The organism is Mucilaginibacter sp. (assembly GCF_041663085.1).
Taxonomy (GTDB): domain Bacteria; phylum Bacteroidota; class Bacteroidia; order Sphingobacteriales; family Sphingobacteriaceae; genus Mucilaginibacter.
Genome location: NZ_JBAZRC010000104.1, coordinates 1 through 17,004, shown reverse-complemented (window position 1 = coordinate 17,004; position 17,004 = coordinate 1). Strand labels below are relative to the sequence as shown.

At 43.4% G+C, this 17,004-nt stretch carries 11 protein-coding genes; 5 read left to right on the top strand and 6 right to left on the bottom strand.

All coding sequences use genetic code 11. From position 1 onward, the window contains the following. Window positions 1-2,206, top strand: a 2,206-nt coding sequence (locus tag WC615_RS16780; RefSeq protein ID WP_372979232.1) for an ATP-binding protein, incomplete at its 5' end; no start/stop codon positions are given. A gap of 187 nt (window positions 2,207-2,393) precedes the next feature. On the opposite strand, the gene WC615_RS16775 is transcribed toward WC615_RS16780, so the two are convergent. The 5 genes from WC615_RS16775 to WC615_RS16755 form a co-directional block, all read right to left on the bottom strand. Further along, window positions 2,394-3,755, bottom strand: a complete 1,362-nt coding sequence (locus WC615_RS16775) for an alpha-amylase family glycosyl hydrolase (RefSeq protein WP_372979231.1) — start codon at window positions 3,753-3,755, stop codon at window positions 2,394-2,396. Window positions 3,756-3,822: 67 nt separating this feature from the next. Continuing rightward, window positions 3,823-4,905, bottom strand: coding sequence for a SusE domain-containing protein (locus tag WC615_RS16770; protein ID WP_372979230.1), 1,083 nt, complete (start codon window positions 4,903-4,905; stop codon window positions 3,823-3,825). Window positions 4,906-4,919: 14 nt separating this feature from the next. Next, window positions 4,920-6,410, bottom strand: coding sequence for a RagB/SusD family nutrient uptake outer membrane protein (locus tag WC615_RS16765; protein ID WP_372979229.1), 1,491 nt, complete (start codon window positions 6,408-6,410; stop codon window positions 4,920-4,922). Window positions 6,411-6,424: 14 nt separating this feature from the next. After that, window positions 6,425-9,376 (bottom strand): SusC/RagA family TonB-linked outer membrane protein, encoded by a 2,952-nt coding sequence (locus WC615_RS16760; RefSeq protein WP_372979228.1) that lies wholly within the window; start codon window positions 9,374-9,376, stop codon window positions 6,425-6,427. Between the two features lie 281 nt (window positions 9,377-9,657). Continuing rightward, complete coding sequence (locus WC615_RS16755) at window positions 9,658-11,370, bottom strand: DUF6377 domain-containing protein (protein WP_372979227.1); 1,713 nt, start codon at window positions 11,368-11,370, stop codon at window positions 9,658-9,660. Between the two features lie 175 nt (window positions 11,371-11,545). Here WC615_RS16755 and WC615_RS16750 point away from each other — a divergent pair, with 175 nt between their 5' ends. Next, complete coding sequence (locus WC615_RS16750; RefSeq protein WP_372979226.1) at window positions 11,546-12,460, top strand: heme-binding protein; 915 nt, start codon at window positions 11,546-11,548, stop codon at window positions 12,458-12,460. Window positions 12,461-12,599: 139 nt separating this feature from the next. Here WC615_RS16750 and WC615_RS16745 read toward each other — a convergent pair whose 3' ends face one another. Continuing rightward, window positions 12,600-13,049, bottom strand: a complete 450-nt coding sequence (locus WC615_RS16745; protein ID WP_372979225.1) for a GNAT family N-acetyltransferase — start codon at window positions 13,047-13,049, stop codon at window positions 12,600-12,602. Between the two features lie 204 nt (window positions 13,050-13,253). Here WC615_RS16745 and WC615_RS16740 point away from each other — a divergent pair, with 204 nt between their 5' ends. The 3 genes from WC615_RS16740 to WC615_RS16730 form a co-directional block, all read left to right on the top strand. Continuing rightward, on the top strand, window positions 13,254-15,884 hold the full coding sequence (locus tag WC615_RS16740; protein WP_372979224.1) for a sugar-binding domain-containing protein: 2,631 nt from the start codon (window positions 13,254-13,256) through the stop codon (window positions 15,882-15,884). Window positions 15,885-15,911: 27 nt separating this feature from the next. Further along, entirely contained in the window at window positions 15,912-16,505 is a 594-nt protein-coding gene (locus WC615_RS16735) for a Crp/Fnr family transcriptional regulator (protein ID WP_372979223.1), read from the top strand. A gap of 63 nt (window positions 16,506-16,568) precedes the next feature. After that, window positions 16,569-17,004 (top strand): sterol desaturase family protein (locus WC615_RS16730; protein ID WP_372979222.1); only part of this gene is annotated, 436 nt, incomplete at its 3' end.

Genomic DNA, 17,004 nt, shown 5'->3' with positions numbered 1-17,004 from the left:
CCACATGCCGGTAACCAGCCGCGGTGGCGAGCAAAGTTTTAAAAATATCGATAACAGCATCCGTAAGGAAAGCGGCAAACAGGACGTTTTTAAAATTGCTGATGATACTATCCTTGCCAGGTATTCACCATCGGGCGTATTGGTTAACCAAGAATTTGACATTATACAGTTTAGGGGCAAAACCGATAACTGGCTGGCATTGCCCAGCGGCAAGGCAAGCTTAAATATTTTAAAAATGGCTCGCGAAGGTTTGGCTTTTGAGTTGCGCAACTTATTACAGCAGGCTAAAAAAACCAATACCGTAGTTAGCAAAAATAACGTATTATTTAAAATTGGCGATGAGCAGCATCACGTAGATATGGAAGTTGCCCCCCTTGCTAATACAAATGATCAGCATTATCTGGTGATCTTTAAAGAAGACCTGTCGCAAATAGTATATATTGACAATACGGACGGTAACGCTACAGAACGGGCCAGCAGTTACGCAAATAATTTAAGGATTGAACAACTGGAAGCCGAACTGATGCAAACACGTGCAGATATGCGCGCGGTTACCGATGAGCAGGAATCTGTTTACGAGGAACTGCAAAGCGCCAACCAGGAGTTATTATCGGGCAGTGAAGAAATGCAGACCGTAAATGAGGAAATGGAAACCTCAAAAGAAGAGCTGCAAAGCACCAATGAAGAGATCATTATTGTAAATAACGAGCTGCTGGAACGTAATGAGGAACTGAATAATGCCCGCACCTATACCGAAGGTATTATCAATACCATTGGCGACCCGCTCATCATCCTGGATAAAGATTTACGTGTAAAACGCGCTACCAATGGTTTTTACACAAAGTTTAAGGTTACCGAAAAAGAAACGGAAGGACGGTATATTTATGACCTGGGCAACCTGCAATGGGATATCCCGGCGCTGCGTAACATGCTCGACATGATACTGCCCGAAAAAAAAATAGTAAAAGATTACCAGGTTACACACGTATTCCCAACCATTGGGCGTAAAGTAATGTGCCTGAATGCCCGTCAGCTGGAAAAAATAAACGGCGATCAATTGATACTGCTTGCTATTGAAGACATTACCGATAAACGCAAGGTTGAAGATGGTTTGGCCGAGGTAGAAAAATTGTTTAAAGAGAGCAAAGAGCGTTTAAAACTTGCTGTGGATGCGGCAGGCCTCGGCACATGGGACTATAACACATTAACCGGCGAACTGATCTGGGACCATCGTTGTAAGGAAATGTTTAACCTATCGGCCAAAGATTCGATCACATACCAACGCTTTATAAACCTGATACATGCTAATGATAAAATAAAAGTAGATAAAGCACTTAAAAACGCATTGGCAGGGCATAATGATGGCGAGTATGATGAGGAGTTCCGTACGATAGAGTCTATCGATAAAAAATCAAAATGGCTTAAATTTAAGGGCAAGGCATACTTTGATATAGATGGCGTTGCCTACCGCTTTGTGGGTACTTCCCTGGATATTTCTGTACAAAAAATGCTGGACGAGGCAACTATAGAGCTTTTGAAACAAAAGGACGATTTTATGAGCATTGCCAGCCATGAACTAAAAACCCCTGTAACAAGCTTAAAAGCCTCGCTGCAATTATTAGACAAGCTGAAGGATAATCCCACATCGCCCATGATACCGAAACTGATAGTAACGGCTAATAAAAGCATGGATAAAGTAAACAGCCTTATTGATGATTTGCTGAATGTAAGCAAGCTTAACCAGGGGCAATTACATATACATAAAAGCAAATTTATTGTAGGCGATATAATTGATGGTTGCTGCCATCATGTACGCGCAGGTGGGATGTATAATATTATAACAAAAGGCGATAGTGCGATAGAAGTGTTTACCGATGCCGGGCGTGTAGAACAGATATTGGTAAACTTTGTAAATAATGCTGTAAAATATGCCCCACAATCAAAAGAGATCATTATCAGCATTAAAAAACAAGACACTATGGTTAAGATATCTGTTAACGATGAAGGCCCCGGTATTGCAACAGATATGGTACCCCATTTATTTGACCGCTATTACCGGGTTGATAAAAGCGGCACCCAATATTCGGGCCTGGGGCTTGGCCTGTATATCTGCGCCGAGATCATCAAAAAGCTGGGCGGACACATTGGTGTAGATAGCGAAGTTGATAAAGGGAGCAGCTTTTGGTTCACCCTCCCTTTATCTTAGAATAAAGATACAGGTGTTACTTATTATTCAACGCTTTAATTATTTGATATACCCCAAAGCAACGTAATTGATCATAAAATTAAAACATAAAGTACGTGCCATAAAGGGAATAAATGATCTTAAATAATAAAGCCCCGCAAGCCAAAGCTCACGGGACTTAAACCAAATATAATTAACCACTAATTAATTATTGCACTAATACCATATGCTGATATGGCTGCAGGTACAACTGGCCGTTTAAGGCTACTGTAGCATTGCTGAAGGCGTTTTTCCACCCTGCGCCGGCAAGTGCCGGCGGGATAGTGTAAGTAGCATTATTGTTGCGCATATTGGCTATTACTAAAACCTTCTGTTTGTCGGTTGATTTTGTGAAAGCTGCCACATCATCGCTGCTGTAAACACTAAGGTCGCCGGTTTTAACGGCATCACTGCCCGCGCGGAAATTGAGGATGTTCTTATACTCCGTGGTCATTTCCGGGTTGGTACTCCAATCTATCGGCGTGTTGTAAAAGAAATCTATTTTTTGCGTAGTACCCACTTCCTGCCCATTGTATATCATAGGTACGCCTTTCATGTAAGCCGTAATCAGGAAGGCCGCCATTGAGCCTGTTTTACCCCCGTAAATATTTACAGGGCTGCCATCGCTTAGGTAAACATCGTGGTTGGTGGTATACCTAACCACTTGCGAACCAGGTTTGGCGGTAGCATATTCGCTTACGTTAAGATTCTGCAAAAGCGTTAATGAGTTTGCTTTATCAAACACCTTGTTCTTCAAATCGGAGTAATAACCCATCCCATAAACCATCTGGAAACCTGCCTGGAAATGATCGTTACGGGTACCTTCGGCAAGCATCAGCAATTTGTGGGTGGTAATGCTTTTCATGGCATCATTAGCCTCTTTCCAAAAATCAAGCGGAACAAAATCGGCGGCATCGCAACGGTAACCATCAATATTGGCGTTGTAAACCCAATACTTCATGGCATCAATCATAGCGGCGCGCATATCTTTATTATTATAGTCAAGCGCAATTACGTCACTCCAGTTGGTACCGGCAGGCGGGGTAAAGTTACCCTGTGCATCCAGTTTGTACCAGCTTTTGTTTGCTGTCCAGGCGTTATCCCAGGAGGTATGGTTGGCAACCCAATCGAGGATTACGGCCATACCTTTTGCGTGGGCGGCATCTACCAAGGCTTTCAGATCATCAAGGGTCCCAAATTCGGTGTTAACAGCTTTATAATCTTTAACCGAATACGGTGACCCCAGGCCGCCAGCAGAATTTTTTACCCCCACCGGGTAAATAGGCATCAGGTAAACTACGTTTATACCAAGGCTTTTTATGCCATCCAGTTTAGCTGTAACGCTTTTAAAATCGTGGTTGGCGCTAAACGCACGCAGGTTAACCTGGTAAATGGCAGCATCGCTTGTGCTGGGTACGCCGGCAAATGGTGTACCATATTGTGTGTAAACAGGGTCGGTTTTTACGTTGGTATTGCTATCCTTTTTACAAAAGCTAAAAACGGTAATGAGCGATAAAAGCAGCAGTTTCATTAGAGTTTGTGTTGGTTTTAATTTCATAATATCAAATTAAACAGGGCGGCGTAAACCGCCCTGTGCATTAATTTTTCTTTAATTTATAGTTGTAATTTGATGGATCATGCAGATCGAGCGTAATGGTATAATTACCATCAGCCGGTACGGTGATGTTTTGTACAGAACCATCATACCCAAATACAGGGCTATCCGCATAAGCCAGGTTACCATCGGCATTTACGCCAAAGTCTATTACCCAGTTATTATTTGCCCTAAACTTGAACGACCCATCCTTTTTCATATCGCAGGTTACTGTCCATACTTCTTTGGCTACATCATAGGTAAGCTGCGTATCAGTATTCCAGCCGCCCGGCGATGCATCGCCCAATATTGACCAGGTAGTTGGCACTGCCGACCAGGTATTGGTATTGAGATTGATAGATACCTGCACATACCCCGGCCCCGGCGATAACAAACCGCCCGCTAAACCATCTGTAGTGATAGCACCCGCCCCGGCGTCACCATAGTTGATGTGATCCCAATCCTGCGCGCTGGTAAATTTAAAGTAGTAGTTATCTGCCGGCGCCATGTACACATAGCCTTCGTAAATTTTTGGTTTAAGGGCTGCCGCGGTTGGCGCTGTACCCGGGCTCCATCCCTGGTAATTACCCGGTATATATAACAATGGGTAAATTGCTATGGGCTGATAAGGCTTTACCTTTAAAACAACTGTTTTGCTGTACGCGTACTGGTCCTGGTAGGATTGCACACGCACTACCAATGTGCCTTCGGTACCGGGCGCAATGCCCATATCGGTTGCAAGCGTGTTAAGGTCTTTACCCAGGTACGATTTGCTAAGCACATCGTTACCTACAACTATTTTTTTGGCATTTGCCCATGCATTGGTACCTACCGTATCAGCAGGTACATCAATTTGCAAAGTGTATGTAACCGATGCCTTAATAGTGTACTTAACCGCCGGCCAGGAAAAGGTTACTACCGATGTAGTATCATTCGCCTTTGAAAGCGTTACCGAATTGGCCGATGCACTCAGTGAAGAGCCATCGCCAAACGATGCCGTTTTCAATACAGTTAAATTGGCCTCCTTTTTACATCCATAGGCTATACAGGCGACCAATAGTATAGCGAGACTAAATATTTTTTTCATGATCTTGATTCGGATTAATTGTAACCAGGATTTTGTTTTAAATTGGTGTTGGTGTTAAGCGCGCTGGTTGGTATGGGGAATAGCTTCCTGAAATCGCCAACAGCGGGTACAAAGCCATGGGCCAGGGTAAAGGTGTTAAACCTGATCATATCCTGCCTGCGGTGGCCTTCCCAGTTCAGCTCAAAACCACGTTCGTTATAAACATCCGTAAGGGTTGGGTCGGCACTTAAAGCGCCTAAACCTGCACGCTGCCTTACGGCATCAACAAATGGTTTTGCTGCCGGCGCGTTACCCAGACGCACATTACATTCGGCCTGCATCAGCATAATATCTGCATAGCGATAAATAGGAAAATCGTTTGATGCACCGCCACCGTTCATGGGTAATACCGGTACAAACTTGGTATCGCGCACGCCTTCGTCAGGGAATGCGCCCGGGTCATCAAGCGAACTTACCTCGGCAGTATAATTTACACCGCCCGGCTGCGCACCAATCAGGAATTGTTTTTTACGGATATCGTTATCGGCAAATTTTTCATAATATTCCTGCGGGATGATACTTCCATTCCACCCGCTGAAGCCGTAAACTGCATTAAAATTAGGCCCGTTTAAGCTGCGGATAGTGAGGATATTGCGCGATACGATATCAACCGTTACAAACATGGATAATATGGTTTCGTCTGTCGGGTTTTTATCGCCAAAAAGCTCGTAATACTGGTAACCCAGCGGGCTTGCAGCATTTGCCGCACCCGGATGCAGTGAGAAACCACCCTGCGCTATTTTATTACAAGCGGCAAGGCATTCCGTCCATTTTGGGGTACCGGTATAAACTTCTGCGTTAAGGTAAACCTTGGCCAGCAAAGCATAACCAGCCCATTTGTTAAAACGGCCATAATACTCGCCACCCTTGGTTTCAGATAGCTTGTCAACGTTCTCAGTAAGTTCCTTTACAATAAAATCATATACTGTTTTACGGTCTACCTGCGGCAGTTTATCAACAGTAATGTTGTTATCGGTGTAAAAAGGTACGTTGCCAAAATCATCTATCAGTAAATAATAGAAGAATGCGCGCAATACCCTTGCCTCGGCAATTTTAGCGGGATCGGCTTTGGAGGTTTCCAGCAGATCTACCGCGAGGTTGGCTGTATAAACAGATTTGTAAAGCCAGTTCCAGGTGTTGCTGATGATGCCCATGCTTGGCAGCCACTGGCGCTTGTAAAGCTGTGCAAAATCAAGCTGCCAGTCGCCCGTACGGCGGTGCGGGATCACCTGCTCGTCGCTCGAGAAACTGTTCAGGTCATACCATCCGTTATCGGCACCGGCATAGCCAACACCGTTCCAGTTGCCACCTACCTGCGAGTACACGTTTGCCAGGGCCACATCCGCCCCTTGCGGCGACGCGTAAAACTCCTTCGACGAATACTTATCGTATACATTTTCGTTAACCTTGGTACAGCTTTGGGCGGCCAGGCCAATAAGTAAAATGCTTGTTAATATCTTTTTCATCTCTAATCAATATTTTATTTAAATACTACATTTAAGCCCAGGGCCACTACGCGGGTACGCGGATAAATACCATTATCAATCCCGGTTGTATTGTTACCATCGGTAGGCAATTCAGGGTCAGCACCACTGTATTTGGTAATCAACAGCAGGTTATTACCCGTTACAGAGAACCTTATAGAGCTGATGTATTTTGAATTAGGCATAGTAATACGGTAACCCAGGTTCAGATTTTCCCAACGGATGAATGAGCCATCTTCTAACCACAGGTCGCTGCCATATTGCGAATGGAACAAGCCCAGCGGCACAGCGCTTTGCAGTACATTAGCCTTACCCAGGTTTTCGAAGTAGCTTAGGTTTGCACGGATAGCATTGTAAATTTTATTACCACCAGATCCGCGCCACACCATTGATGCATCAAAGTTTTTGTAGCTAAAGCTTGGCGTAAAACCAAAGGTGTATTTAGGCAAGGCCTGGCCGGCTATTACCCTGTCCGGGCTCCTGTCGCCCTGATCAATAATGCCGTTACCATCCTGGTCAACCACAGTTTCGGAGTTGGTGGCATCTTTACCCAGGTGTTTAATAATATTGAAAACGCCTACCGGGTAACCTTCAATCAGGTAAGAGTTACCTCCTCTTGGCACGTAATTGGTATTAAGCGGTACACCGTTAATAGAACCGCTTAAGTTAAGCACCTTGTTTTTTAACAAGGTTGCGTTACCAGCAAGTGTAAGTGTAGTGGTATTATTTTTAATAACCTGGTAGCTTAAAGTTACCTCCAACCCTTTATTAACCATACTGCCTACGTTAGCCTGGATGCTGCCGTAAGGGAAAGGCGGCTGCGGTACCGAGTAACCAAACAGCAGGTTACTGGTAGTTGCGGTGTAAACATCTACCGAACCCAGTAAACGGTCGTTAAACAAGCCGAAGTCAACACCAAGGTTTGTTTGCTTGCGGGTTTCCCAGCGCAGATCTGAGTTGGCATTTTGGCTGGCAATAAAGTTGGAAATAAGCTCCCCGCCAAAAAATACCGGCGGTGCGCTGCCTACCAACGGGATTGAACCCTGCGGGAATAAACCCTGCTGGTTACCTGTAATACCGTAACCGCCGCGCAGTTTCAACGTACTGAAGATGCGCTGGTTTTTCATGAAGGATTCCTGGTCTACACGCCATGCTAATGACGCAGAAGGGAAATCGCCCCACTTGTGGTTAACCCCAAACACGGATGAGCCATCCCTCCTGAAACTTGCTGTTAACAGGTAGCGGTTATTGTAGGAGTAATTAACACGGCCAATGTACGATACCAGTTTCCTGTCGTTTTTGTAGGAGCTGAAATCACCAGGGGTAACTTTGGTGATATCGCCTAATTGCAAAGCATTATAGGTTGCAATATCATTAATAAACCCTTTTGCCTGGGCAAAATTGCCGTTATAGCTTTGGATCTGGTACTCGTATACCGCTACGGCATCTAAGTGGTGTTTACCAAAATCGGTTTTATAGTTCAGGCTGATGTCATTTAGCTTTTCATCAGTATGGTAATTGTTGATATTGGCTATCCCCTTGTTATCAACTGCCGTAGCCACGGTTGACATGGCAGGCAAATAATAACCCGAGTTACCGTTTATCCGTCTCCAGCTGCCAAACCAGTCGGCGGTTAGGCCTTTGGTTAGTTGCAGATCGGCACGCAGGGTACCGAACAGATTATCCTCATGCCCTTTGTTGATGATGGTATTCGCAACCGCGTAAGGGTTAATATACTGGAACACGTTGGGATCTGTATAGTAGCTGCCATCGGGGTTAAGCACCGGGTCGGTTGGTCTGGCTACATAAACGTTGTTATACAGGTTTGAGCTGAATGCCGCACGGCCCACACTATTAGGGCTGAAATTAGAGTCGTTTATACCGCTATTCAGGTTCATGGTTAGGGTTAACCTGTCGTCCAACGCTTTTTGCGTTGCCTGGATACGGCCTATGTAGTTTTTGTAATTTGAATTGATAACTGTACCTGTTTGCAAAATCCCTGTAACCGAAGCACGATAGCTGAATTTATCGGCACCGCCGCCAAAGGCAAGGGTATGGTTTTGGGTCGACCCGGTTTGGGTTAGCAAACCTGCCCAATCGGTACTTGAACCGTGGTTGGCAGACGCAGGTACATTATAAAGCTGCGCCTGCTCCCACCATTGTGTAGCATTAAGCTCTTTTAATTGCCTGGTCAATACATCAACAGAAGCATTGGCGGTGTATTCCACACTGGTTTTACCCGCCTTGTTCTTTTTGGTGGTTACGATGATAACGCCCGGCGCACCACGCGAGCCATAAATAGCCGTTGCCGATGCATCCTTCAAAATGTCGACAGACTCGATCTCACTTGGGGGTACTTGTTTCAGCAGATCCATATTGCCCTGCACGCCATCCACAACAACCAGAGGGTCATTACCGCCGATAAGCGATGTGATACCCCGGATGCGCACACTTGGCGATGCGCCAGGCTCGCTGCCGGTTTGGGTAATAGTAACACCTGCCGCCCTGCCAGATAGCTGCTGCAGCGGGTTGGTAATTGGCCCGGGGTTTAGATCTTTGGTGCCCAGGTTGGTTACCGCGCCTGTAAGGTCCGATTTTTTACTGGTGCCATAACCCACAACAACCACTTCTGATAATGATTTAGAGTTTGGCTGTATCTGGATGGTTAAAGGCTGATTAGCCACAAGGCTTTTCTCGGCCACATCATAACCAACAAAGCTTACGGTAATAACGATTGCCTGCTGGCTGCTATTGAGCCGAAAGCCGCCGTTAACATCTGTTGCGGTGGCGGTTTCTGTGCCTTTTATACGCACTACTGCACCGGGTAATGGCTGGTTATTCTCATCAATCACCTTACCTGTGAACGGTGTATTTTGCGCGAAAGAAAGGGTAGCACAAATAAAAAAGAGCACAGTCAAGCCGTACTTGAATAAGGAAATGTGTTTCATTTAAAAGGGTTTAATTGGTTTAATAATTGGGTTGCCGTATGAGCCGGCAAACATTATCAAAGTAAAGAAGCTTTAAACCCGCATACAATATGTATGGAAACCGATATTAAAATTAAAGACAGATTAATTTAAGTAAATAATTGACAATTAGATGATTATATCAATTTTAGGTTTAAGTTTATATAGATAATCATGAAAGCAATATGGATAATAAAGGCTATTTTAATACACTATGAAGCATAAAAACTACCAAAGAATGGTATACAAAAGTGCAATACCGGTTAAATTACCACCGGTTGTTCTTTAACCGCTTTGATGCACATTATCCTGTCCTCAAATTCATCGTTGGGTACGAACGAGCGGTTCTTCACTTTTGTTTTGTAGGTATAGATAGTGTTTACCGAGTAGTTAAGGATCTTAGCGATAGTTTCGTTCTCATCTATCCCCAAACGGATGAGCGCGAAGATGCGCAGCTCGTTATTCAGCAACTGATTTTCTGCAAGGTTTGTTTGGTGATCAGCATCAAACAGGGTGTTAAAATCTTCCACAAAGTTCGGGAAGATGTTCAGGAACACTTTATCAAAACTGTGCGACAGGTTCTCGCGTTCAAAATTGGTGTTCAGGCGGTTTAGTACCAGTTGCACCTCATCATACCGTTTCTCTTTCACTATTTTTTCTATCGAGCGTTTCAGGCGGTCTATCTTCTCAATATAATCCGAGTGGATGTTAAAAAAGTTACCGATGTACTCGTCCTTGATCATATTTGCCTCGTCCAGCTTAATATTGGTATTGGTTAACGATTTGTTAGCCAGGTCCATCTTATAGTTAACTTTTGTAAGCGATTCGTTGGCAATATTCAGATCATTATTCTTTTTAACGATGATCTCGTCTGCAATGCGCAGTTTCTTCAATTGCCTCGAGGTAATTACCGAAAAGATGATCACCACCACGATGAGTAACGTAATAATAGACGCATACATCATCAGCGAGCGTTTCTGTTTCTCTATGCCATTTATCTTTTCGTTCTCAATAATTGGCAATATGCTGCTTATTTGTGCTTCGCGATGGCGGGCTCCGTAAAAAGTAGCGTCGTTGATAGCGTTGTGGATATACAGGAACGCGTTTTTGGTATCGCCCTGCTCATACAATCGGGTAGCTAAATTGGTAAGCGCAACCGATTCTTTTGTGGAATGCACATTATCAATAATAGCGGCCTGCATTAAATGCAGCATCCCCAGGTCGTTGTTCTTGTTAACGAAATATATGTAGCTTAAACAACTCAGGTTAACCGCACTGTCCTGGTAGGTTTGCGGTAGTTTCATAATAGCCAGGTACGGGTATAACGCGGCCTTATAATCGGCACTGCGCAAAGCTTTCAGGCCTGCTGCGGATAAGTATTCGTAGGTATTTGGTTTGTGAGCGTTTAGTATAGAATCGCAATACTTAAGGCCAATGGCGCTATAATGGTAATAATAATCATCTATCTTATCAAAATCGCCTATATCAAAATGGCTGCGCGCCTGCAAAAACAGGTACTCAAATTTCTGCTTTTCGTTCAAATAATGGGTATTTACCTTACTTAAGGTATCAAGCCCCTCTTTAAACATACCGGCAGATATGAGTACAAAACCCATATTTACCTTGGCGTAATTTATTTTGTTATTATCTTTTAGCAGGTAAGCGCTTTCATTTAGCTTTTTGCAATACACGTAGGCAGAATCGTGTATGAAAGACTTATAGGCATTAAATAGCTTCTGGTAATCATTATACCGTGCCGGTAACGATGAGTAGTTGGCTTTTAGCTCGAGCTTGATCTTTTCAATTTCGGTAAACTTTGCCTTGTTGTTAGCTTCCTTGTTCTCCAATATCTTGTTCAGCACCTTTTGCAGACTATCGATATTATAGGCAGCCGTTGCTGTATTTGCCTGTATAAGGAGGCAAAGCAATAAACTGCAACAACTTAATATAAATTTATACTGGCCGCGGGTTCTCATTCAAACTAATTTACAATAATTGGTACTGCAAAATAAGAAATTTTAGCCGTTATATTAAAGCATAGGCCACAATCACCCGATGCCCTTTTATAGCCTTAAAAAAAGCTAAAAACAGCTTTATATATTTGCCTCTTTACCTGTAAATTAGTTGTGCAGTAACCTAAACCTTATCACAATGACAACAGACAATTCAAAAGCCTTGCCCAGGGGCTTTGTACGATTAAGCGGCTCTGAAGCAGAAGTAGCACAGAAACTCGGCCCCCTTGGCGATCTTGTTGGCACCTGGCGTGGCAACTCCGGATGGAATATGATCGCGGTACCAACCCACATAGACGGGCAGGCCGGCTTTAAACTACTGATTCAAAACTATTCGGAAACCATCACTTTTACCCCAATTGGTGCACCAGTGCCAAACCGCGGCGGCATAGACATGCAGTTTATCACCGGTTTAATGTATGACCTTACCATAACTGACAATGCTACCGAAGGTATTTTGCATCTGGAAAATGGCATGTGGCTTTACATGGCCGATGTACAGGCACAGCCAGATAAAGCACATGATTTTTTGGAAGCGGCCATACCTGCTCATTTTTTCACCATTGCCCGCCAATCAAGCATACCGCATGGCGATGTAGTAGTGGCATTAGGAGATGCGGTAATATCAAACGGGATGCCGGTTATCCCGCCTGTGCAGGGTCGCCCGGTTGACTTTGGCACCCCGCCGAGATTTGGTTATTTAGATGAATACACCCATACTAACTTTCCGCAGTTTAACACACAAGACCCTAACACTATGCTGCGCAATGCCATCGCAGGCCAAAATATTGGTAATGTAACTACCATTACAGTGGATACTCATGTACCGGGCGGAGCGATAGTAAACATACCTTTTGTGCAGCAAACTGTAGACCCAACCCGTTTTGTATCTACTTACTGGATAGAAGATGTTACCCTTGCTGATGGCACTAAGTTTAAACAACTACAGTACTCACAACAAGCCGATCTTAATTTCATACCAAAATTTCCGCCTAAAAAAGAAGGCACCATTATGTGGCCGCACATTAATGTTAATACTTTAAGGAAACAATAATCATATTAAAACTAAAGGGGCGTAAATTAATTTACGCCCCCTTTTTAAGTAACATTTAACTTTTTTACAATCCAAGGTAAGCTAAGTCCCTGCCCTATCAGCGTAAACAGCACCACCATTCATTTTATAAATACACAGCTTAAGGTTTTATTACCATCTCGATGTGTTCGATACCATCTTCATCATAAACATCACCTTGGGGTACAAAACCCAGAGAAGCATAAAACTGCTGCGCGTAAGTTTGCGCTCCAATGCGGATATCAACCTGGCCGAATATCTCCCGGCAATTTTGGATGGCCAGTTCCATCACTTTCCTGCCAAAACCTTTGCCTCTAAAAGCTGGTGAGGTAATTACCCTGCCGATGGATACTTCCGGGTAAGATAAACCCGCAGGCACTAACCTGCTATACGCTGCCAGTTTATCCCCGGCAAATACAAGCAGATGATAGCATTGCTGATCTCTATTATCCTGATCAAGGAATACACAGTTTTGCTCAACTACAAAAACTTCGCTGCGTAGCCGTAACAGATCATACAGTTCGTTTACATTAAGTTGCTGAAAAGTTTTAACCAGGTGTGTAGTATTCATTATTGATGTGTAATTGCACAAATATAAATTTATTTGCTTGCCAGCCTACGCCCATTGTTTTCAAGTATTGCAGTTTTGTTATGTCTGTGCCTTTTAACTAATCAATATTATTATCAAAAATTATTAAATTGATAAATCGATTTAGCAAAGATTTAGTATTATTGTCGAAATTATAACAATACCCAATCTACACATCCTGAGTTTATGACGAGAAATCTACTTTTTGCAGCTATATTGTTAGTTTGCATGCAGCAAATAGCCGTGGCCCAAACTGTAAACTTAAAATGGAAGCTTTTCCCGCAGAACGACGCGGAATATACTGCCGAAAAAATATCAGTGGCAGGCTTCAACACAAAAACATGGATAGATGCAGTAGTACCCGGTACGGTGTTCCACTCCTACGTGGTTGCCGGTAAAGAAGAAAACCCCGATTACGCCGATAATATATACAAAGTAGATAAAGCAAAATATAACAAGCCATTTTGGTATCGTACGGAGTTTTCTACCAAAGCGTTTGGTACGGGTAAACACATTTGGCTAAACTTTAATGGTGTAAACAAATTGGCCGAAATATATTTAAACGGCCGACATATGGGTACTATAAAAGGCCTGATGCAGCGCGGCAAGTATGATATTACTGATATGGTGAGCAATACCAAGCCAAACGCTGTAGCCGTGCTTATTGTACCCCCAAATGCAGGTTATGCTTTAGCTAACCGCCAGGCACCAACTTACCTGAGCAGCGGCAGCTGGGACTGGATGCCCGCAGTACCGGGTTTAAATAGCGGCCTTACAGATATCGTTAGTATTACCAGCACAGGCCCTGTCGCGGTAGAAGACCCATGGGTACATGCTACGTTGCCAAACAAACAACAGGCGGATCTTACAGTGAATGTAAAGTTGACAAACGCATCATCAAAACCGGTAACCGGTAAGGTTAAACTAACCATAAACCCGGGGAATATTACCGTTATTAGTCCCGACGTTATGTTAAACGCCAATAGCAGCCAAACGGTTAATTACGATAAAAAAGATTTCGCGCAACTCAGCATAAAAAATCCAAGCCTATGGTGGCCAAATGGTTATGGTAAACAAAGCTTATATACCTGCGTGGTAAGCTTTGAGGCTAACGGTCAAGCATCATCGGATCAAATCACTAAAACCTTCGGGATCAGGAAAGTTTCGGCAGATACCACTGCGCTTAACGGCCCTATGCGGGTTTATATAAATGATGTGCCTGTTTTGTTAAAGGGCGGTAACTGGGGCATGAGCGATTATATGTTAAAGGTTAGAGGGAAAGATTATGATACGCGCATCCGTTTTCACCAGGATATGAACTTTAACATGATCAGGAACTGGACGGGTGAAGTTACCGATGAAGCCTTTTACAACTATTGCGATAAGTATGGCATTATGGTTTGGGATGATTTTTGGCTCAACAATTTTGGCCCTATAGATAGCCTGGGCATCTTTAAAGATAACGCTATAGAAAAGGTAAAAAAACTACGCAATCATCCATCTATTGTAATATGGTGCGGCGCTAATGAGGGTGTGCCCGGCGGCGACCCGAAAGGCCCCTTAAGTAACGCTATAATGGCGGCTATTAAAGATAATGATGGCGAAGACCGCCTGTACATTCCGCGCTCAAACGCGGGCACTACAAACCCAAATTTCTCTATCCATGGTGGTAGCCGCAATTTATCCGGTAGTGGTATTTGGGGCAACGTAGATCCTAAAACATACTTTACTGATCCACATAACGGATATTTGTTCTCGAAAGGCTCTTACGGTATGCGCAGCGAACTTGGCTCAGCGGCTTTTGTAAATATCGAAAGTTTCAAAAAATTCATGCCGCAGGATTACTGGGTTGCCCCTACTACAAAATCAGTCGACAGCAAAACCAACATGTGGGCAAAACACTATTTCAGTACCGATGGCGAACTGGGTGGCGGTTCGCAACCCGTTAAATATATCAACTCGGTAAATGATAGTTACGGCACGGCTACCTCTTTAGAAGACTTTTGTAAAAAAGCACAATTGCTTAACGTAGAAACCACCAAAGCCATGTTCGAGGCATGGAACGACCACATGTGGAAGGATGCATCGGGCATGCTGATGTGGATGAGCCAATCGGCCTACCCTACTATGATATGGCAAACGTATGATTACTATTACGACCTTACGGGCGCGTATTTTGGCGCCAAAACGGCCTGCGAACCTATTCACATCCAATGGAACGCCGCTACAAATTCAGTTAAGGTTATCAATAACAAGCCGTATGATATAAAAGGGCTCATTGCTAAAGCTGAGGTGTACAACTTGAGCGGCAAGTTAGTCCCTACATACACCCAAACCCACAAAATAGATGTAAACGCTGCATCTGCCGCCGAAGCTTTTGTTGCCTTTGCAGGTACCGATAAGTTGCCGTCATTAAGTGGTGTACACTTTTTAAAACTAAAACTTTATGATGCCAAAGGGCAAATGGTATCTGAAAACTTTTACTGGATAGGCAATACCTATTTAAATTATACCGCATTGAACAAAATACCTGCCGTGGGTTCAAGCCTGCGTGTAAGTGTGCCGAGAATCAGCATGGCTAAAAATGGCGTTAACAAGCTGCTTACTTATACCATTGTAAACAATTCAAAAAGTGCCCCGGCGTTTGGTATAAGGGCACAATTGTTAAACAGCCGGGGCAGGCAAATATTGCCGGCATTATATAGCGACGGTTATTTTTCGTTAATGCAGGGCGAAACAAAAACGCTTGAGGTTGAGGTTGATCCAAAACTGCTTGGCAAAAAATATAGCTTAAATATTAAACCTTATAACAATTAATATAAAAAGCAGCATGTAACTTAGCCTATGCTTGATGTAGAAAAGATAAAACATTATCTCTCGTTGTTTAAAGATCTGAAACTTACCGATCTGTTGAAATTGTTTCAGATGGCTAAAACACGCAAACTTAGTATTGGCGAAGTTTACATAAAAGAGGGCGCAACTTACAATAAACTTGCTTACATCAAAAAAGGGTTGATAAGGGCTTTTTGCATAAAAGAGAACGGTGATGAAATAACTGTTCTGTTAAGGTGGGAGGATCAGTTCATGGCCTCGCATGATAATGTGATACTGCATCAACCATCGCGGTTTATTTACCAGGCTTTAGAAGATACCGAACTGCTTGAGGTTGATTATGACCTGGCACAGGATGTATTTGATAAAAACCAGCAATTTGCCAAAGCACGTAACTTTTTTCTGCTCAATATGCTGGCCGAATCAATGGCCCGGGTAGAAACGTTTATTATGCTAAACCCCGAAGAGCGCTATCTTAAGCTGATGAAAGACAAGCCCGACATTATTAACAGGGTGCCCAATAAATACATCGCTTCTTTACTGGGCATTACGCCTGTATCGCTTAGCCGCATCCGTAAACGGATAGCCTCGCACTCAAAGCGTTAATTATCTTTTGTTAATCTTATAAGGGCATTCACCTGCTTAACTTTGTATATCATTATTGATATTATGCAAAATGTAACAGAAGTTATTATCAGGATCTTTAGCGTTTCGGCGGTCAGATATTTTGTAATAGCCGGATTACCGTTCCTGCTTTTCTACAAAGTGTTTTCCGGTTATTTTGGCAAATCAAAAATACAGGGCAGTCAAGCCGACAGGAAAGATTTTATCCGGGAGATACTATATTCGATGCAAACAACAGCGGTGTTTACTGTTATTGCTATGCTCGTATTGTTCACGCCGTTAAAACAGCACACCCTTATTTACAATAAATTGAGTGATTACCCCATTTGGTGGGTACCGGTAAGCCTGATACTAAGCCTTATTATACATGATACTTATTTTTACTGGATGCATCGTTTACTGCATCATAAAAGGCTATTCAGGCTTACACACCTGGTGCATCATAAATCGGTAAACCCATCGCCATGGGCATCATACTCAT